The organism is Candidatus Poriferisocius sp. (assembly GCF_965204145.1).
GTDB lineage: Bacteria > Actinomycetota > Acidimicrobiia > Acidimicrobiales > Bin134 > Poriferisocius.
Genome location: NZ_OZ241977.1, coordinates 428352 through 446367 on the forward strand (window position 1 = coordinate 428352; position 18016 = coordinate 446367).

16 protein-coding genes are annotated in these 18016 nt (G+C 64.4%); 3 read left to right on the forward strand and 13 right to left on the reverse strand.

The window, feature by feature from the left end:
• Window positions 1-2: 2 nt before the first annotated feature.
• The 3 genes from ACOGI7_RS01890 to ACOGI7_RS01900 all read left to right on the forward strand — a co-directional run bounded on the left by ACOGI7_RS01890 (window position 3) and on the right by ACOGI7_RS01900 (window position 3762).
• Window positions 3-1259 (forward strand): glutamate-5-semialdehyde dehydrogenase, encoded by a 1257-nt coding sequence (locus ACOGI7_RS01890; protein ID WP_419850235.1) that lies wholly within the window; start codon window positions 3-5, stop codon window positions 1257-1259.
• A gap of 58 nt (window positions 1260-1317) precedes the next feature.
• A complete protein-coding gene (locus ACOGI7_RS01895) occupies window positions 1318-2232 on the forward strand; it encodes an AAA family ATPase (protein WP_419850236.1) in 915 nt (304 codons plus the stop codon).
• Between the two features lie 69 nt (window positions 2233-2301).
• Window positions 2302-3762 (forward strand): vWA domain-containing protein, encoded by a 1461-nt coding sequence (locus ACOGI7_RS01900; protein WP_419850237.1) that lies wholly within the window; start codon window positions 2302-2304, stop codon window positions 3760-3762.
• 35 nt (window positions 3763-3797) lie between these two features.
• On the opposite strand, the gene ACOGI7_RS01905 is transcribed toward ACOGI7_RS01900, so the two are convergent.
• The 13 genes from ACOGI7_RS01905 to ACOGI7_RS01965 all read right to left on the reverse strand — a co-directional run bounded on the left by ACOGI7_RS01905 (window position 3798) and on the right by ACOGI7_RS01965 (window position 18015).
• Entirely contained in the window at window positions 3798-4988 is a 1191-nt protein-coding gene (locus tag ACOGI7_RS01905; protein ID WP_419850238.1) for an RCC1 domain-containing protein, read from the reverse strand.
• A 29-nt stretch (window positions 4989-5017) separates the two neighbouring features.
• A complete protein-coding gene (locus ACOGI7_RS01910; protein ID WP_419850239.1) occupies window positions 5018-6211 on the reverse strand; it encodes a DUF222 domain-containing protein in 1194 nt (397 codons plus the stop codon).
• Window positions 6212-6534: 323 nt separating this feature from the next.
• Complete coding sequence (locus tag ACOGI7_RS01915; RefSeq protein WP_419850240.1) at window positions 6535-6660, reverse strand: hypothetical protein; 126 nt, start codon at window positions 6658-6660, stop codon at window positions 6535-6537.
• Window positions 6661-6878: 218 nt separating this feature from the next.
• Entirely contained in the window at window positions 6879-7343 is a 465-nt protein-coding gene (locus ACOGI7_RS01920) for a hypothetical protein (protein WP_419850241.1), read from the reverse strand.
• An 86-nt stretch (window positions 7344-7429) separates the two neighbouring features.
• Complete coding sequence (locus ACOGI7_RS01925) at window positions 7430-7861, reverse strand: ArsI/CadI family heavy metal resistance metalloenzyme (protein ID WP_419850242.1); 432 nt, start codon at window positions 7859-7861, stop codon at window positions 7430-7432.
• An 82-nt stretch (window positions 7862-7943) separates the two neighbouring features.
• Window positions 7944-9140, reverse strand: coding sequence for a cytochrome P450 (locus ACOGI7_RS01930; RefSeq protein ID WP_419850243.1), 1197 nt, complete (start codon window positions 9138-9140; stop codon window positions 7944-7946).
• Window positions 9133-9507: a VOC family protein gene (locus ACOGI7_RS01935; protein WP_419850244.1), complete on the reverse strand. Its 375-nt coding sequence runs from the start codon at window positions 9505-9507 to the stop codon at window positions 9133-9135. Before ACOGI7_RS01935 ends, ACOGI7_RS01930 begins: the two co-directional genes overlap by 8 nt.
• A 7-nt stretch (window positions 9508-9514) precedes the next feature.
• Window positions 9515-10756, reverse strand: a complete 1242-nt coding sequence (locus tag ACOGI7_RS01940) for a sulfotransferase family protein (RefSeq protein WP_419850245.1) — start codon at window positions 10754-10756, stop codon at window positions 9515-9517.
• Window positions 10757-10779: 23 nt separating this feature from the next.
• Window positions 10780-12729, reverse strand: coding sequence for an acetyl/propionyl/methylcrotonyl-CoA carboxylase subunit alpha (locus tag ACOGI7_RS01945; protein WP_419850246.1), 1950 nt, complete (start codon window positions 12727-12729; stop codon window positions 10780-10782).
• 46 nt (window positions 12730-12775) lie between these two features.
• Window positions 12776-14398, reverse strand: a complete 1623-nt coding sequence (locus tag ACOGI7_RS01950; protein WP_419850247.1) for a carboxyl transferase domain-containing protein — start codon at window positions 14396-14398, stop codon at window positions 12776-12778.
• A gap of 55 nt (window positions 14399-14453) precedes the next feature.
• Window positions 14454-15605: an acyl-CoA dehydrogenase family protein gene (locus ACOGI7_RS01955; protein ID WP_419850248.1), complete on the reverse strand. Its 1152-nt coding sequence runs from the start codon at window positions 15603-15605 to the stop codon at window positions 14454-14456.
• On the reverse strand, window positions 15605-17242 hold the full coding sequence (locus tag ACOGI7_RS01960) for an AMP-binding protein (protein ID WP_419850249.1): 1638 nt from the start codon (window positions 17240-17242) through the stop codon (window positions 15605-15607). The genes ACOGI7_RS01955 and ACOGI7_RS01960 overlap by 1 nt, the downstream gene beginning before the upstream one ends.
• A 71-nt stretch (window positions 17243-17313) precedes the next feature.
• Complete coding sequence (locus tag ACOGI7_RS01965) at window positions 17314-18015, reverse strand: ABC transporter ATP-binding protein (protein WP_419850250.1); 702 nt, start codon at window positions 18013-18015, stop codon at window positions 17314-17316.
• Between the last annotated feature and the right edge of the window lies 1 nt (window position 18016).

Here is an 18016-nt window from a genome sequence, read left to right on the forward strand (position 1 = left end):
CGGTGAGCGCCGATACAACCATGGCCGAGTTGGCCGACCGGGCCAAGGCCGCGGCCCGGGTTTTGGCCACCGCCGACACCGAGACCAAGAACCATGCGCTGCAACTGGCCGCCGATCAGCTTGAGCAGGCCCGGGACGATCTCTTGGAGGCCAACCGGGCCGATGTGGAGGCTGCCGCCGCGTCGGGCATGAGCGCCACCCTGGTCGACCGGCTCCGGCTGACCGACTCCCGGCTGGAGGGAATGGCCGGGGGTTTGCGCAAGGTGGCCGGCCTCGCCGACCCGGTGGGGGAGATCGTCGGCGGCTGGGTGGTGCCCTCCGGCCTGCGGATCAGCCAGGTTCGGGTGCCGCTGGGCGTGGTGGCCATCGTGTACGAGAGCCGCCCCAACGTGACCAGCGACGCTGCCGGCCTGTGCCTCAAGTCGGGCAACGCCGCCTTCCTACGGGGGTCCTCCAGCGCGGTGGGCTCCAACCTGGCCATCGCCGGGGTGATGCGGGACGCCTACCAGAAGGCCGGATTGCCCAGCGACGCCCTGGTGCTGGTGTCCGACACCAGCCATGCGGCGGCCGCCGAGTTCATGCAGCTCCGGGACACGATCGACTGCCTCATTCCCCGGGGCGGCCCCGGGCTCATCGCCTCCATTCTGGAGAACGCCACCGTTCCCTACGTGATCGACGGCGACGGCAACTGCCACGTGTACGTGGATGCCTCGGCCGACTTGGACATGGCCCGGCGCATCGTGGTGAACGCCAAGACCCAGCGCCCGTCGGTGTGCAACGCGGCCGAGTCCCTGGTGGTGCATCAGGCGGTAGCCGCCGAGCTGCTGCCCCCGCTGGCCGACGACCTTGCCGGGGTCGAACTGGTGGGCGACGATACTGCCCGGGCCATTTTGGGACCGGATCGCATCGGCGAGGCCACCGAGGCCGACTACTTCACCGAGTTCTTGGACCTGAAGCTGTCGGTGAGGGTGGTGGACAGCCTGGACGAGGCTATTGCCCACGTGAATGACACCGGCAGCGGCCACAGCGAGGCCATCATCACCGCCGACCTGGACGCCGCCGACCGGTTCTGCACCGAGGTGGACGCCGCTGCGGTGCTGGTGAACGCGTCCACCCGGTTCGTGGACGGCGAGGAGTTCGGATTCGGCGCCGAGATAGGCATCAGCACCCAGAAGCTGCACGCCCGGGGACCGATGGGCCTGCGCCAGCTCACCACCACCAAATACGTGGTCCGGGGCGAGGGCCAGGTACGGGGCTAGCCGTCAACCCAGAAGCCGTGATTACGGAGCCCGAACGAGCGAGACGTAGCCTTCAACCATGAGTTTCTCCTTCGCTGACGTCGACTCGGTGCGCACGGGCCTGAGCGGTGTGCAGTATCTGGCCGATGAGGGCATCGCCGGGGTGGTGTACCTGGCCGAGCGGCTTCAAAAGCCAGTGCTGGTGGAGGGCCCGGCGGGCACGGGCAAGACCCAGTTGGCCAAGAGCGTGGCCGAGGCCACCGGGGCCCGTCTCATCCGTCTCCAGTGCTACGAGGGCCTCGACGAGTCCAAGGCGCTGTACGAGTGGAACTACAAGAAGCAGCTGCTGCGCATCCAGGCCGAGCGCCAAGGAGAAGACCCCGAGGGCGAGGGCATGTGGCAGCAGATCGAGGATGACCTGTTCTCCGAGGAGTTCCTGCTCACCCGACCGCTGCTGGAGGCCATCCGCGCCGCCGAGCCGGTGGTGCTGCTCATCGACGAGGTCGACCGAGTGGAGATCGAGACCGAGGCGCTGCTGCTGGAGATCCTGTCCGACTACCAGGTGTCCATCCCCGAACTGGGCACGGTGGCGGCCAGCCAGATCCCGCTGGTGTTCCTCACCTCCAACAACACCCGGGAGCTGTCGGAGGCCCTCAAGCGGCGGTGCCTGTTCCTGCACATCGACTATCCCGATCTCGACCGGGAGAAGGAGATCGTGCTGGCGAAGGTGCCCGGAGTGGGGGAGAGCCTGGCCGACCAAGTGGCCCGCATCGTGCGCTCGGTACGCCAGATCGAGCTGAAGAAGGCCCCGTCGGTGTCCGAGACCCTGGACTGGGCCCGCACCCTGGTGCTGCTGGGAGTGGAGCACATCGACGCCGACACCGCGGCCGAGACGGTGAACATCCTGCTCAAGTACCGAAGCGACATCGAGAAGGCGCTCAAGGAGTTCGCCTCTTCCGACGAGGAATTTGCCGCCCCGGTCGCAGCCTCGTGATCCTCCTCGTCCAACGCAAGGTCGCACGCCCCTCACGCCATCCTTCGACGCCCCTGCGCTGAGCCTGCCATGAAGGTCGAGCCCGCCACTTCGCCGCTTCTGGCGCTTCTGGCCGGGTTCATCTCCGAGCTGCGGGCCGCGGGGCTGCCGGTCAGCCTCACCGAGAACCTGGATGCCATGGAGGCCATCCAGCACATCCCCATCGAGGACCGGGATGCGTTCAAGTACGCCCTGGCCGCCACCCTGGTGAAGAACCACGCCCACTGGCGGGCCTTCGAGACGGTGTTCGAGGTGTACTTCTCGCTACGAGGCCCAGAATACGACCTGGTAGACGGCGAATGGCCCGAGGGCATGGACCTGTCTGACTTCGTCGACGGCCTGGACGGCCAGCAGCGCCGCCAGGGCGGGGGCGGCGGCGAGGCCATGTCGGCCGAGCAACTGGCCGAGATGCTCTTCCAGGCGCTGATGCGGGGCGACGACGCCCTCATGCGGGCCATCGCCCGTCAGGCGGTGCAGCGCTACGCCGGCATGGAGCCCGGCCGTCCGGTGGGCGGCACCTACTACCTGTACCGCACGCTGCGGAACCTCGACCTCGACGGGGTTCTGGAGCGCCTGATGGACCAGGCCCGCCAGGACGCCCCCGGCGATCTCACCCCCTTGGAGGAGCGGCTGGAGAAAGACGAGTTCGAGGCCCGCATCGACCAGCTCCGCAAGGAAGTGGAGGCCGAGATCCGCCGCCGGCTGGTAGCCGACCGGGGAGTGGAGGCCATGGCCAAGACGCTCCGCAAGCCCCTGCCCGAAGACGTGGACTTCATGCATGCCAGCCGGGAGGAGATGATGGCCCTGCGCCGGGCCATCTACCCGCTCACCCGCAAGCTGGCCGTGAGGCTGGCCCGCAAGCGCCGCCACGGCCGCAAGGGCCCTCTGGACTTCCGCAACACCATGCGCCACTCGCTGTCCTACGGCGGCGTGCCCGCCGAGCCCAAGTTCCGCTATCCCCGCCCGGCCAAGCCCGAGATCATGGTGGTGGCCGACGTGAGCGGATCCGTGGCCGCCTTCGCCCGGTTCACCCTCCATCTGGTGTACGCCATCAGCAACCAGTTCTCCAAGGTCCGCTCATTCGTGTTCATCGACGGCCTCGACGAGGTGACCAGCTTCTTCGAGGGAGTGGACGACATCGGCGAGGCCGTCCACCGGGTGAACGCCGAGGCCGACGTGGTGTGGGTGGACGGCCACTCCGACTACGGCCACGCCTTCGAGGTGTTCTGGGAGCGCTACGGGAAAGACGTCGGCCCCAAGACCACGGTGATGATCCTGGGCGACGCCCGCAACAACTACCACGCCTCCCAGGCCTGGATCCTCAAAGAGATCGAGCACCGGGCCCGCAAAGTCTTCTGGCTCAACCCCGAACCCGGCGCCTACTGGGACACCGGCGACTCCATCGTCTCCGAATACGGCGTCCACTGCGACGGAGTCTTCGAAGTCCGCAACCTCCGCCAACTAGAAGGCTTCGTAGAGAACTTGGTCTGACCTCCCCCGGTCGAGGTCTCAAGCCCGTTCGATCCCTAGCTTGAAGGTACGTCCAGTTGCCCGTTGCGATTGTCGCCCCAGCATGTGATAACCCCGTTGGCGCGCACTCCGCATGAGTGCATCCAATCGGCTGAGAGGGCGAAGAATTGGCCACTGGGAGCATCCGACTGTCCAAAATCGTTGTCGCCCCAGCATTGGATTGTCCCGTCGGTTCTAAGCCCGCACGAGTGCCTCTCTCCGACTGAGATGGCGGTGAACTGACCCTCAGGAGCATCGTTGTCGCCCCAGCATTGGATTGTCCCATCGATTCTGAGCCCGCAGGAATTGACTCCGCCAGCTGAGATCGCGGTGAATTGCCCCTCGGGAGTATCAATCCGTCCGCCGTCGGTGAACCCCCAGCAATCGATGGTCTCCTCAGTCGTTAGCCCGCACGAATGGGACGACCCGGCGGAGACAGCGGTGAAATGGCCTGCGGGGGCATCGGTTTGACCGCCCCAGTTCTTGCCCCAGCATTCAATGGCTCCGTCAACTCTGAGTCCGCATGAGTGGTCTCCTCCGGCAGAGATGGCAGTGAACTTGCCATCGGGGGCGCCAGCCACATATCCCCAGCAATCAGCGGTTCCGTCGGTAAACAACCCGCAGAGGTGTTCATAGCCGGCAGTGATGGCGGTCAACTGGCCCTCAGGCGCCTGTATCTCGTCGTTAGAGCGTCTGCCCCAGCACTGGGCAGTTCCGTCAGTGCGTAATCCACACGAGAAGTTCCGCCTGTGGCTTCCACCGGTCGCCACCGCCGTATACCGGATTCCGGTTGCCTCCAACGTCAGCTGTGCAGCCCCATCTTCTTCGGCAACCGTCGCCGGGATGCCAGCTTCCCGACTAGGAGGTTCTTCACATCCAGCGAGACCGGCCGCAACTGCGGAACCGGCAGCCAGAATGAGCACCGCTTCCCCAAGATGGCGCCAAACCCGACGAAACGACCAGCGGCAACTCGGCATTGCTCTACTGCTGTCGGATCCCTCGGTTCCCATACGGAACAAACCTACAAATTCCTGAATCGCCTCCATAGACGGGAATTCACGGGTTGGTCCCATAACCGAGTATCCCCGAACTAGTGCTCTCTGAGGATGCCCATGGGCCAACGCATATTCAGTTGTCAAGGTGCGAGTCCTGGCTTGATCGTCCTTGGTTTCCCGGCAACGAATTGCGGGAGACATAGCGGCGGGCATTGCCGGTTTGCCCTGTGGTCGGGCGGCGCTCAGCTGAGCAGCACGGGGTTGCGCTGGGGTGGCCTATGGGTATCCACGCCCGCATCAGGGAAGGGGTCCGGTGGTTGGTGAAGCTCAAAGCGCCCCGAATCAGGGCACTTGATGACCTGCCAGCCATCGTCGTGAATGTTGTGATGACAGCGGGCGCAGACCAGCACGAGGTTGTCGAGGTTGGTCAGCCCTCCCCAGGACCAGGGCTGAATGTGATGGGCCTGGCACCAGGCTGGATTTGCGTCGCAGCCGATGCACCCCTTGTCTCGCAATGCCAAGGCCGCTCGCTGGGCCTCGGTGGCAATTCGCCGCTTGCGACCCAGCCAGAGCTTCTGGGTCTTAGCCCTGAAAACGCCGGGCAGGATATCGGCGTCGCAGGCCAGCCGGCGCAGCTCGCCCATCGGAATGGGTGTTCCGTCGCATAGCCGGGCATTGACCAACTCCCGGTGGACCATGTCATAGTCGGCAATAACCAACAGTGCAGTTCGTGGCCGCTGGCCCGACTTCGGCTCCAAGATCAACTCGGCCAATGCGTCGGCCATTCGCTGCTGCGGTGTCCGGCGATTCTTGGGGTCTTCTTCACGCCACAGCTCCCGCTCCTTGTCGGAAATGGCCAGGGCAAGCCGGTTCCCGGTGATCGGGTCGAATTCCCCGGACAGAACAAACATGCCGTCTTCCCGGCTCTCAAAGAACCGGCCGTTGCGGTTCTTGCGCTGCTTGTCGAGGATCGACTGCCCGTCGTCTTTGGAGTGCTCCCGCTGCTCTTTGCGCACTGTGCGGGCAAACTGGTCGTAGGGCTCATGCCTGGCCGCCTCGGCCAGCACAGCTTCATCGATGGGTCCCTCCGATGAAGCCCTGGCGATCAACCAAGCGTGCCTCTGCGGGATCTCGCCCGACTCCAGCGCCTTCCAAGTCTCAGCCAACCCAGTCAAACTGGCCGCGGTCTCCACCTCGCGCTTGGCTTCCCGCTTGGAAACCTGGAGTTCGTCCCGCGCCGCCATCTCCGCAGCACCCTGACCAAGCTGATCACGCTCAGCGTTGATAAGACGTACTTTCCACCCAGCCAGTCGGGACTCAGCGCGTCGCACCGAGGCCATCGCGGCCCTTCTCTGCGCCTCCGACATGCCCGCCGGGTCTATCTCCGGTATCTGAACAGCTACCTTAAAATCCCTGGTCACAGCCTCATTCGCCATGCCGAGCACAATACCCACAACCAGTGACAGTTTGTCAGGGTAGGGGTTCGACCTCCTGACATCAGACCGGATCCCAATGAGTTCAGACCAGACTTAGCCCCGAGTGGCGGTTGTCGCATTCCCGGAAGACTCTGCTGAATTGGAAGCTCGCTGGTCGCATGAAGCTCCTCTGCCTTCATAGATCAGGTCCCGCCAATATTCCAGGTGCTCGCCGGCAGCCAACATCAAGTTCTGCCGGTGTGGCACCTAGCCCTTTTCAGGTCGTCTTATGAAAGCGGCCCCCATCGCTACGCCCACGCCAGCTCCAATTGCGACGCAAGCAACTACTCGGTGGCTTTGGGGTGGCCGATGTGGACGGCGGTTAGCCAGACGGTTTTCTTATCGTCGTCGATGCAGTACCAGATGCGGCCGCTGGAGGTAACCTCGTATTGCCACTGGGGCAATTCCATGCCGTTGGCGGTCGCAGTAGCAAAGCGCCCTTGCAGGGGCTGTTGACGCTTGTTCCAGCGTCGGGGGTCTGCCGTAATGAATTCCCATGCTGCTCGGGTGTTGTTGGGGGCAGTGGCGCTGAGTTGCTCCCAGGAGTTGGCGGCGGCGTTGGAAGCGAATCTGCAGTCCCACCCACCTTCGCGTGGTGGAGGGGCGACTCGGTCGCGGCGACGGGGTGTCAATCGTCGGCCGGGGGAGGAATGACGCGACGGCCGTCAGTCACCGTGATGGGGGTGGTGAGCAGGGCGGTGAGTTCGGGGTCGCTGAGGATCTCAGCGGTGTTCTTCCAGGAGTCGATGAGGAGTTCGACTCGTTCGAAGCTCTCGACACTGGCTGAGGCCAGAATCGTCTGGGTTAAGTCCTCGGCGAAATTCCTAAGCTCGTCGGGCGAGAGGAATTCGACCCAGGGGAAGGCGGCCTCAATGGCGTCATCCATTGCCTCGGGGGAGTCAGCAGAAATCTTGCGGAGAAGGCGGGCCAGACACTCGATGGTCTTGGCCCGGCTGATGTCGCTAGCTGCGAGGCTGAGGTAGAGGTCGGGGGCGTTGCGGCGGCGCAGCACCACATCATGTTGGGCGAGATCGGCTACGACTTCTTTGGGTTGTCGGAGGAACTCGGAGAATGTGCGCTCGATAACCTGCATGAAGGCAGGATATCTGAACCAGTTCAGATATCAAGCTGATATCAGCCAGCAATCCTTCGCAATGGCTTACAAGAGGGACGACAGTCTCAGTTGCGAGTGGCGATTACCACGTTTTCTAGAACTTCGCTGTCGCCGGTGCGGACGTACCATTCCCAGGCTGTGCCGTCGGGGTCGGTGACCCAGGTTTCGGTCTTCTCGGCGAAGCAGCACTGGGTGTCGTCAACCCCGGTGGTGGCCAGGCCCGACCCGCTAAGACGGCGTTCGGCGTCGAGGACTTCCTCAGCGGTCTCGACTTCCACTCCGAGGTGGTTGATTGTGCCGCCGGCGCCGTTGCAGCATCCCTCTTCGTCGGTCACTCCGTGGCCGGCCTCGAACAACACCAGCTTCAAGGGCGGCTGGTCGATGGCGAAGTTGGCGTACCCCGGACGCCGCCGGGCCGGCTCCACGCCGAACAGGCGGGAGTAGAACCCCACCGCCTCCTCCAGATCGGACACGTTCAACGCAAGCTGCAATCTCATGACAACTCCCTTTCGAAGATCATGTCATAGCCCGGCGAAATCAGCCGCCATCTCAAGAGGTGCAACCCAGGGGGCGGCTCTTCTATTTCACCGCCACCGGCAGGTGCTTGAGGCTGTTGAAGTGGGTGGTGCGGAGCCTCGCCTCCGGGCCGGATCGCTCTAGGCGGTGAAGGTGGGGGGCCAGCGCGGAGAAGTAGGCTCGGGCCTCGGTGCGGGCCAGGTTGGCGCCCAGGCAGTAGTGGGGGCCTCCGGAGCCCAGTGACAATTGGCCGCTGGCGTCGCGGTGGATGTCGAAGGCGTCGGGGTGGTCGAAGACCTCGGGGTCGCGGTTGGCCGCCGTCATCCACAGGTCCACGATCTGACCGGGCTCGAAGCTAACCCCGCTCTCATGCTCCATCGGAGTGGTCACCCGGCGCTGGTGGTGCATGACCGGGGTCACCACCCGCAGCATCTCGTCGATTGCCTCGTCGAGCAAAGAGTCGTCGGCAGCCAGCGCCGCGGCCTGGGCGGGGTGGTCCAACAGCAGCATCAAACCACTGCTCAACAGGTTGCGGGTGGTCTCAGTACTGCCGGTGACCAGCAGCTGCCACCATCCGCCCAGCTCCTCGTCGGTCAGCCGCCGTCCCTCATACTCGGCGTGGACGAGGCTGCTGAACACGTCGTCGCCGGGCTCGGCCTTTCGGCGGGCGATGTGGGCTTGCCCGTAGGCGGCGAAGTTGGCCATGGCCGCCCGGGCATCGTCCATCGTCGGGCACATCTCGGGATCGAATGCCCCGATGGTGGTGTTGGTCCAAGACAAGATGTCGGCCCGGTCCGACATCGGGATGCCCAGCATCTCCCCGGTCACATGAAGGGGCAACTGCGCGGCCAGCATCTCGGCGGCGTCGCCTCCGCCACTGGCCAAGAAGCCATCGACCAGCTCACCAGCAATGCGGTGGGCGCTGTCCTCCAGTCGGCGGATGGCCCGAGGCGTGAAGCCCCGATTCACCAACAACCGCAGAGCGGTGTGGTCCGGGGGATCGAACTCCAACAAGGTGATGGCACCTTGACCGCGGTGTTCGCCCTCGCCCCCAGAAACAGCCAGCTGCGAGGAGGAGAACTGCTGCCAATCCCGGTTGAACTCCCGCACATACTGGTAACTGGTGACCACATAGCGCCCCCCGCCCCGGCGGTGGGGGAGCCAGTGCACCGGGTCTTCCTCTCGAAGCTGGGCCAACAGCTCCAGCGGCAGCCCGGCAACGAACGTGTCGGGATTGTCCAAAGGCGCAGCGTCAATCATCGGCGCGGAACTCTAGGCGGTTCCCAAACGGGTCATAGATGTAGACCTGTTCGGTTTCGTCGTCCTGAACCTCGAGCACTTCGTAACCCTGAGGTCGAGCCGTCTCGGCGAGCTTCGTCACATCCGAGACAACAAAGGCCACATGGGCCTTCTTGGCCGGGCGAAAGTCCGGGTCAACCCCTAAGTGCAGCTGCCCGCAAGTCCCTTCGGGCAACTCGAACCAGCACCCGCCCCGCTTGGCCAGCTCGGGCGGCTTGGCCACCTCGACCAGCCCTAGCAACCCGCCATAGAACGCCCGAGCCTCGTCCTCGCCCCCCACCGGGATCGCCACCTGCACATGGGTAACCGACCTGACCAGTGATTCCATGTTCGCCTCAGTCTTCGAGGGGAATGTTGTGGTGGGCGATGTAGTCGGCGAACCCGGCGCGGATGGTGGACTCGTCGAGACCGAGGGCGGCGGGATCGTAGACGTGCTTGCCGAACTTGTCCTTGGGCTTTTCGGCTAAGTAGGCGGGGATGGCATCGGCCAGCTCGTCGGAGAACTCCAATCCCAAGCGGTCGTACACTGCCCGCACCGCGGTCACCGGTTCGCTTACTAGGTCTCGGAACAAGAGATCAGCGATCTGGTCGTTGGGGACCTCTCCAGAAGCCCTCTGGCCCATCACCATGTCCATCATCATCTGATAGATGAACAACATCACCGGGCCGTTTTCGCTCGGTGTCACGGCATCGCTTCTCATCCACTGGAGGGTGGTGGTGAGATTTGCCACCGAGCCGACGTACCTGACCGGATCGCGGTGGGTGAGGATCACCCGAGCATCGGGATAGGCGGCAAACAGGTCCGGGAGCGTTCCCATGTGGGCCGGCGACTTCAACAGGAACTGGGCCGGAGCGCCCTCGACGTGCTGCAAGGTTTGCAAGAAGTTCTTGTGCCACCGGTACACCGCGTCGAAGTCGAGGGGCACCCCTCGTTCGGCGAGATCCCCGATGGCATGCATCATCGGCCAGTGCCAGCTGCGGAACTCCGGCTGGCAGAAGTGTATGCATTCCACCGGAAGGTCGCCGCGCAGCTCGTGCATGGTCATGAACTCGGGCTGGATGTCGGCCCAGAACTCCTGTTCAGGCTCGCTGCACGCCAGCGGGTCGGCCCCGGTTCCCGGCAGGGTGCCCAGCGGGAAGTGGGCCTCATATCCCCGCACCCCCTGCAAGTTGGGATCTAGCGCCAGCAGCTCCAACAAGATGGTGGTCCCGGTACGGGGTGGCCCGGAGATGAACACCGGCCTGGCGATCTCGGCCTTCAGGGTTTCGGGATTCGCCTGCCAGTAGTGCACGAGACGAAGCCGGTTTTGCAGGTTGCGAATGATCTCTCCCCGGGCGCTGAGCCGCCCCACCACATTCAGGTGGGCATTCTCATCAAGCGCACCGCACAATGCCCGGTAACCGGCCTCCCAACCCGGCTCGTCGCCGAAGTCCGAAAGCCCGACCGATTCAACCGCCACCGCCAGCATCTCATCGGGATCCAGGCCCACCAATCGGGCCGGATCGCCCACCGCGGTCCCGAACAAGTTCATGCGCCGCACCCAGTCGGGGCGTTCCAAGTGGCCGGTGTGTTCCATTTCTCTTTCAGCCTCGCAATCAGTCAGGGGATTCGGGATTCCGATGTGGGGGAGTGGAATACCACCAGCACTTGTCCGGTGTCCACCTGGTCGCCCACGTTGACCCGAACCTCGGCAACTTCGAGGGCTGCTGGGGCGGCCAGGGTGTGGAACATCTTCATTGCTTCGAGCACGACGATGGTGTCTCCAGCCGACACCCTGTCTCCGGGCTTGGCGTTCAGTTCGGTGATCGCCGCGGGGAATGGGGCGACAAGGGTGCGAGCGCCGCTGCCGGCTGTCGTGGAGTCGGCCGACCATAGCTCTGACATGTCGAGGAGAGTGAAGGTGTGGGTGTGACCAGCGACGTTGACGGCCGCCATCTCGCCAGCCCGGTCGACTAGTACGGGAAACCGGTTGCCGTCCATCGAGAGGTGGGTGCCTGGCCATGGCCCGTCCGGCGCCGAGCGTCCATCGCCATTGTCTTCGGGAACGATCTCTATTCGGTGGACTTCGCCTTGGGAGTCGCGTAGGGCCAGTTGGCGCGGGCTTCGGTGAGGGGTGGTGCGAAACGGGCCCATTGCGTGCCATGGATCCGGTTGGCGGGCTGCTCTCTCTGCTGCCAGCCAAGCTTGGGCTGCGATGTCGAGGGGTGGGTCTGGTTGCTCGGGCAGGGCGGTGTCGTCGAGGAATCGGGTGGTGACGCGCCCGGCGACAATGGGAGGCTGCTCGACAAGCCAGCGGTGAAATCCTGCGGTGGTGATGGGGCCGGTGATGATTGTTTCGTCGAGGGCTTCTCCGAGCCGCTTGCGGGCGGTGTCGCGGTCGGGGCCTGAGCAGATGACCTTGGCGATCATCGAGTCGTAGTGGGGGGTAATCTCGCTGCCCGGTTCGACGGCGCTGTCCCAGCGGACCCAGTCCGGCACTCGTATGGCCCCAATAGTCCCAATTTGGGGTTGGAATCCAATGGCCGGGTTCTCGGCATTGATTCTTGCTTCGAAGGCGTGGCCGTCGAAGCACACGTGGTGCTGACTAATGGGCAGTTCCCTCTTGGCGGCGATGCTTATCTGGATCTCGACGAGGTCGAGGCCGGTGATCAGTTCGGTGACGGGATGCTCGACTTGAAGCCGGGTGTTGACCTCCAAGAAGAAGTAGTCCCCGGTCTGGTCGTCGACCACGAACTCCACTGTCCCGACCGAGTCGTAGCCCGCGGCCTGACCAAGGGCCACCGCGGCGGTCTCGAGACCCGATCGAGTTGCGTCGGGCAGGTTGGGTGCGGGGGCCTCTTCGAGGAGCTTCTGATATCGCCGCTGAACCGAGCATTCCCGGGTCCCGAGGTGGACGACGTTGTTGTAATGGTCGGCTGCGATCTGGACTTCGATGTGGCGGGGATGTTGGATGTAGCGCTCGACGATGACCGCGCCGTCGCCAAAGGCGCGCTCGGCCTCGGCTTGGGCTTGGTTGAGCGCGGCCTCGAACTGGCCGGCTTGGTCGACGATGCGGATTCCTCGACCGCCCCCGCCAGCCGAAGCCTTGATCAGCACCGGGTAGCCGATTTGCTCAGCTGCCTGGGCAAGGTCACGGGGGTCTTGGGAATGGTCATAGCCGGGAATGATCGGGATGTCGGCGGCCGCGGCCAATCGCCGAGCTTCGATCTTGGAGCCCAGCAATGCCATGGTCTCGGGTCGGGGACCGATCCATATGCGGCCGGAGGCAACAACTGTGGTTGCGAAGTCGGTGTTCTCCGACAGGAACCCGTAGCCGGGATGGATGGCATCAGCGTCGCTGGCCTCGGCGGCGGCCAAGACAGCGTCGATCGACAGATACGAGAGTGCAGCGTCGGCGGGTCCCAGCCGGCGGGAGAGCGTGGCCTCGGACACGAAGGGGGCGCGTTCATCGGCATCGGAGTAGGCCGCAACGGTCTCTAATCCCATGCGGTGGGCGGTGCGGATGATGCGCCGGGCGATCTCGCCTCGGTTGGCGATCAGGATCCTCATCGGCCCCACAGGTTCCGCTTCCTGCTCCAAGGGATCCGCCTCCCGCTCACATCCGATAGACGAGGGGTCGCGACGCCGGGGCGTCGTCTTGGCGGCTGGCCAGGGCCAAACACAGGCCGAGGGCGTCGCGGGTGTCGACCGGGTCGATCAGCCCGTCGTCCCACAGCCGCGAGGTGGCGTAGTAGGGGTCGGACTGCGTCTCGTACTGGTTCCTCACTTCAGCCCGCAACGCGGCGATCTCTTCTTCGCTGGTGCTGTCGGCGTCGAGGCCGCCGAGGCGTATATCCACCAGCACCGTCTCCGCGGTGGCTGCGGCCATGGTGGCGATCCGCGAGTTGGGCCACGCGAACAAGAACCTCGGGTTGAACCCCCGGCCGCACATGCCGTAGTTCCCCGCCCCGTATGACCCCCCGATGAGAACGGTGTAGCGGGGCACGGTGGCATTGGCCACCGCGGCCACCATCTTGGCCCCGTGCTTGGCGATGCCCCCAACCTCGGAATCGCGCCCCACCATGTAGCCCGACGTGTTCTGCAAGAACAACAGCGAGATGCGGCGTTGCTCGCACAGCTCGATGAAGTGGGTGGCCTTGAGCGCAGACTCGCTGAAGATGATTCCGTTGTTGGCCACGATGCCTACGAGGTGGCCCCAGATGCGGGCGAAGCCGCACACGATCGACGAACCCCACTCCGGCTTGAAAGCGGCAAAGCGCGATCCGTCCACCATGCGGGCGATGATCTCAACGGAGTCGAAGGGGATCCGGTCGTCGGCGTTGACGATGCCGTAGATCTCCGACGGGTCATAGGCCGGCGGCTCCGGCGGTTGCCAGTTGGCCCACGACTGGCGATCGCCGATGGGCCGCTGGTTGGTGGACTGGCAGATCTCGCGCAGGAGGCCGTAAGCCTCGTGCTCGTCGGCTGCGATGTAGTCGCTCACCCCCGACATGCGGGTGTGGACGTCGGCACCGCCGAGTTCGTCGGGATCGACGATCTCGCCCAGGGCGGCTTTGACGATGGGCGGGCCGCCCAAAAAGATGCGCCCGATCCCCTCCACCATGATCACCTCGTCGCTCAACGCCGGGACATAGGCACCGCCCGCAGTGCAACCCCCCAACACCACCGAGAGCTGGGGCAGCCCTTGGGCCGACAGCCGGGCCTGTCGGTAGAACGAGCCGCCGAAATGGTCCTTGTCGGGGAAGATCTCGTCTTGCAGCGGCAAGAACGCCCCGCCAGAGTCCACCAGATAGATCACCCCGAGCTCGTTCTCCTCGGCAATCTGCTGAGCCCTCACGTGCTTTTTGATCGACACCGGCAAGAGCGACCCCCCCTTGACGGTGGCGTCGTTGGCTATGAACACATAAGGCACGTCGTGTACCAGGCCGATCCCGGTGACAATCCCCGCCCCGGGTGCGGTGTCGTCGTATTGGCCGAAGCCCGACAGGGTGGACAGCTCCAAGAACGGACTCCCGCCGTCGATAACCAAGTCGATGCGGTCCCGCACCATCAACTTCCCGCGGGCCAGATGGCGCTCGATAGAGCGGTCCCGACGAGGACCGCCGGAGATGGCCTCTTGTTGTCGTTCCCGCAAGGTGGCCACCATCCCCCGGTACCAGTCTGTGTTAGCACCGAACACCTCTGAACGAGGGTCAATCCGGGATTCGACCTGTCTCATATGCCACCCGGTTCTAACAGACGTCGAACCACTCGAGGGCTTGTTCGGCGCACAGCTAGCGGGTTGGGGCCAAGCCGAGCTCGCGGGAGATCACCAGACGCTGGATCTCGCTGGTGCCCTCGCCGATTTCGAGGATCTTTGCGTCTCGGTAGAACCGCGATACCGGTGTTTCGTCGATGAAGCCGTAGCCGCCGAAGATCTGGGTGGCTTCCCGGGTGGCGGTCACTGCGGCTTCGGTGGCGTAGAGCTTGGCGATGGCCGCTTGCTTTTTGAACTGCTGACCGGCGTCTTTGCGGGCCGCGGCGGCGTAGGTCACCTGCCGGGCGGTCTCTGCCGCCACTGCCATGTCGGCGCACTTGAAAGCGATGGCCTGGTAGCTGGCGATGGGCTTTCCGAAGGCCTGGCGCTGGTTGGCATAGGCGGTGCACTCGTCCAGGCAGGCTTGGATTAGCCCCACCGCCAGCGCAGCGATGGCGATGCGACCCTCATCGAGGGTGGCCAGGAACTGGTTGAAGCCCTGGCCCGGTACTCCCAGCAGATTCGACTCGGGCACGCGGCAGTCGTCGAATGCCAGACCGTGGGTGTCGGAGGCATGCCACCCCATCTTCCGATATGCCGGTTCCACGGCGAAGCCCGGCGTTCCCGACGGAACGATGATCGAAGACACCCCGTCGTCGGTGCGGGCTGTGACCGTGACCAGGCTGGTGATGTCGGTTCCCGAGTTGGTGATGAACGTCTTGGTCCCGTTGATCACCCACTCCCGGTTTCCCGACGAATCATCGAGCACCGCACGGGTTTGGGTAGCCCCGGCGTCTGAGCCCCCGCCGGGTTCAGTGAGCCCGAACCCGGCCAAGGCCCGCCCGGCAACCAGATCGGGAAGGTGCTGCTGTTTCTGGTTCTCAGACCCATAATTGAAGATTGGTTTGGCCCCGAGGGTCACCCCGGCCTCCAGGGTGATGCCCATCGACTGATCGGCCCGGCCGATCTCCTCGATGGCGATGCACAGTGTGGTGAAGTCGGCGTCGCTGCCCCCGTATTCCTCGGGGAACACGAGGCCGAACAGGCCGAGTTCGCCCATCTCCCGCACAGTGCCGGTGGGAAAGACGTGATCGCGGTCCCAATCGGCGGCGTGCGGGGCGATCTCGCGGGCCGCGAAGTCGCGTACCACACTGCGGAATGCCTCCTGCTCGTCGGTGAAAGCCGCCATCACGCGTTCTGTTCCTGGGCCGCTTCGCCCAATCCGAGCTCCTGGATCGAGATCTCCCGCATCCGATACTTCTGGATCTTGCCGGTGATGGTCATGGGGAACTCGTCGGAGAATCTCACATAGCGGGGGATCTTGTAGTGGGCAATCTGCCCCTGGCAGAACGACTTGATGTCGTCGGCATCCAACGAGGCCCCGTCCCGCAGCTGCACCCAGGCCATGATCTCCTCGCCGTAGCGGGCGTCAGGCACCCCGATCACCTGCACCTCGACCACATCGGGGTGGCGGTAGAGGTACTCCTCAATCTCCCGGGGGTACACGTTCTCGCCGCCCCGAATGACCATGTCCTTGATGCGCCCCACGATGTTGATGTAGCCGTCGTCGTCCATGACGGCGAGGTCGCCGGTGTGCATCCAGCCTTGGTCGTCGATGGCATCGGCGGTGCGGGTGTCGTCGTCCCAGTAGCCCAGCATCACCGAGTAGCCCCGGGTCATGAACTCACCGGCTGCACCCCGGGCCACGGTGTCGCCGGTCTCGGGGTCCGCGATGCGAATCTCAACGTGGGGGTGGGCTCGGCCCACCGTGGCCACCCGCTTGTCGAGCGAGTCGTCGACCGATGTCTGGGTGGACACCGGCGAGGTCTCGGTCATGCCGTAGGCGATGGTCACCTCTGCCATGTTCATCCGGTCCACCACCTGCTTCATCACCTCCACCGGGCACGGAGACCCGGCCATGATCCCGGTGCGCAGCGACGACAGGTCGTAGTCGTCGAGATCGGGCTCGCCCAGCTCGGCGATGAACATGGTCGGCACCCCGTACAGGCTGGTACACCGTTCCTGCTCACAGGCCCGCAGCGAGGCGGCGGCGTCGAACCCAGCCGAGGGCACCACCATGGCCGCCCCGTGGGTGGTGCAGGCCAAATTGCCCAGCACCATGCCGAAGCAGTGGTAGAAGGGGACTGGAATGCACACCCGGTCGGCCGGGGTGTACCCGCAGGCCTCGCCCACGAAAAAGCCGTTGTTCAAGATGTTGCGGTGGCTCAGCACAGCCCCCTTGGGGAACCCCGTGGTACCGCTGGTGTACTGGATGTTGATGGGATCGTCGGGAAGGAGCCCCGCCGATCGCTCCTCCAACTGCTCAGCCGACACCGCCTGTCCGCCAGCCAACAAGCCCTCCCAATCCTGGGTCTGGAGGTAGACCACCTGCCGGGCGGGCACCCGGTCCCACACCTTCTCGATCATGCCCCGATAGTCGCTGTGGGAGAACGCCTCTGCCGCCACCAGCACGCTGATGCCCGACTGGTTGAGCACATACTCCAACTCGGCAACCCGATAGGCCGGATTGATGGTCACCAAGATGGCGCCGATCCGGGCGGTGGCGTACTGCACCAGCACCCACTCGGCGCAGTTCGGACTCCATATCCCCACCCGGTCGCCCACCTGCACATCCATGCCCATCAAACCTGCCGCCACCTCGTCAACCGCGGCGGCGAACTCGTTGTAGGTGTAGCGCAGGCCCTGCTCGACAGAGACCAGCGCATCCCGATCACCGTGGGCCTCCACTGTGCGGGCCAAGTTGGCCGAGATGGTCTCCTCCAGCAGCGGTGTTGCTGTAGACCCCAAGTCGGATGACAGCTTCATGGGCTTGGTCTTCTTTCTGTTGGCCTTGCTATCCGTCTGTTTGCATGGTCTTGTCGGTCACACGCCAGTGGCTAGAGAGCCATGTACCTTCGTTGCAGTTCCCTGTTGCGGCTGAGCTCGGTGATGTCAAGCTCTTCGACGATCTCGCCTTTGTCCATGATCAGGCCCCGGTGGGCAACTCGGGCGGCGAAGTCGAGATTCTGTTCCACCACAAGCACCGCTATACCACGCTGTGTGTTGATCTGCTCCACGGTGGTCGCGATTTCGTCCAGAATTGATGGCTGGATTCCCTCGGATGGCTCGTCGAGCAACAAGAGCTTGGGCTGGGCCATCAGGGCACGGGCGAGGGCGAGTATCTGCTGCTGGCCCCCGGACAAGCTCCCGCCGCGAGCCTTGCGCTTCTCGGCCAGTATGGGGAATTGCTCGAATGCCCCTTCAAGGTCATTGCTCTGAGACTTGCCGACGGCCGAGGCAGCTACTTGAAGGTTCTCAGCAACGGTGAGTTTCGGGAAGATATCCCGTCCCTGGGGTACATGGGAGATGCCCAAACGGGCTCGTTTGAATGCGCTGAGTGAGCCGAGATCGGTCTGGTCAAAGCTCAGCCTGCCGCCGCTGCATGGAATAGTGCCGCTGATGGCTCGCATCAGCGTGGTCTTGCCTGCGCCGTTGCGGCCCAAGACTGCCGCGATTTCTCCCGAGCCCAGCGACAGGCTGACTTCGTGGAGAACCGGAGTGGAGCCGTAGCCCGCTCGTACATGGTCTAGGCGGAGCATG

Coding starts and splice junctions, on each gene's coding strand:
- ACOGI7_RS01905 (WP_419850238.1), bottom strand. CDS start 4,988: ATGCCCGCCGCTATGTCTCCCGCAATTCGTTGCCGGGAAACCAAGGAC.
- ACOGI7_RS01925 (WP_419850242.1), bottom strand. CDS start 7,861: ATGAGATTGCAGCTTGCGTTGAACGTGTCCGATCTGGAGGAGGCGGTG.
- ACOGI7_RS01920 (WP_419850241.1), bottom strand. CDS start 7,343: ATGCAGGTTATCGAGCGCACATTCTCCGAGTTCCTCCGACAACCCAAA.
- ACOGI7_RS01900 (WP_419850237.1), top strand. CDS start 2,302: ATGAAGGTCGAGCCCGCCACTTCGCCGCTTCTGGCGCTTCTGGCCGGG.
- ACOGI7_RS01940 (WP_419850245.1), bottom strand. CDS start 10,756: ATGGAACACACCGGCCACTTGGAACGCCCCGACTGGGTGCGGCGCATG.
- ACOGI7_RS01945 (WP_419850246.1), bottom strand. CDS start 12,729: ATGAGGATCCTGATCGCCAACCGAGGCGAGATCGCCCGGCGCATCATC.
- ACOGI7_RS01965 (WP_419850250.1), bottom strand. CDS start 18,015: ATGCTCCGCCTAGACCATGTACGAGCGGGCTACGGCTCCACTCCGGTT.
- ACOGI7_RS01895 (WP_419850236.1), top strand. CDS start 1,318: ATGAGTTTCTCCTTCGCTGACGTCGACTCGGTGCGCACGGGCCTGAGC.
- ACOGI7_RS01960 (WP_419850249.1), bottom strand. CDS start 17,242: ATGAAGCTGTCATCCGACTTGGGGTCTACAGCAACACCGCTGCTGGAG.
- ACOGI7_RS01915 (WP_419850240.1), bottom strand. CDS start 6,660: ATGGAATTGCCCCAGTGGCAATACGAGGTTACCTCCAGCGGCCGCATC.
- ACOGI7_RS01950 (WP_419850247.1), bottom strand. CDS start 14,398: ATGAGACAGGTCGAATCCCGGATTGACCCTCGTTCAGAGGTGTTCGGT.
- ACOGI7_RS01955 (WP_419850248.1), bottom strand. CDS start 15,605: ATGGCGGCTTTCACCGACGAGCAGGAGGCATTCCGCAGTGTGGTACGC.
- ACOGI7_RS01930 (WP_419850243.1), bottom strand. CDS start 9,140: ATGATTGACGCTGCGCCTTTGGACAATCCCGACACGTTCGTTGCCGGG.
- ACOGI7_RS01935 (WP_419850244.1), bottom strand. CDS start 9,507: ATGGAATCACTGGTCAGGTCGGTTACCCATGTGCAGGTGGCGATCCCG.
- ACOGI7_RS01910 (WP_419850239.1), bottom strand. CDS start 6,211: ATGGCGAATGAGGCTGTGACCAGGGATTTTAAGGTAGCTGTTCAGATA.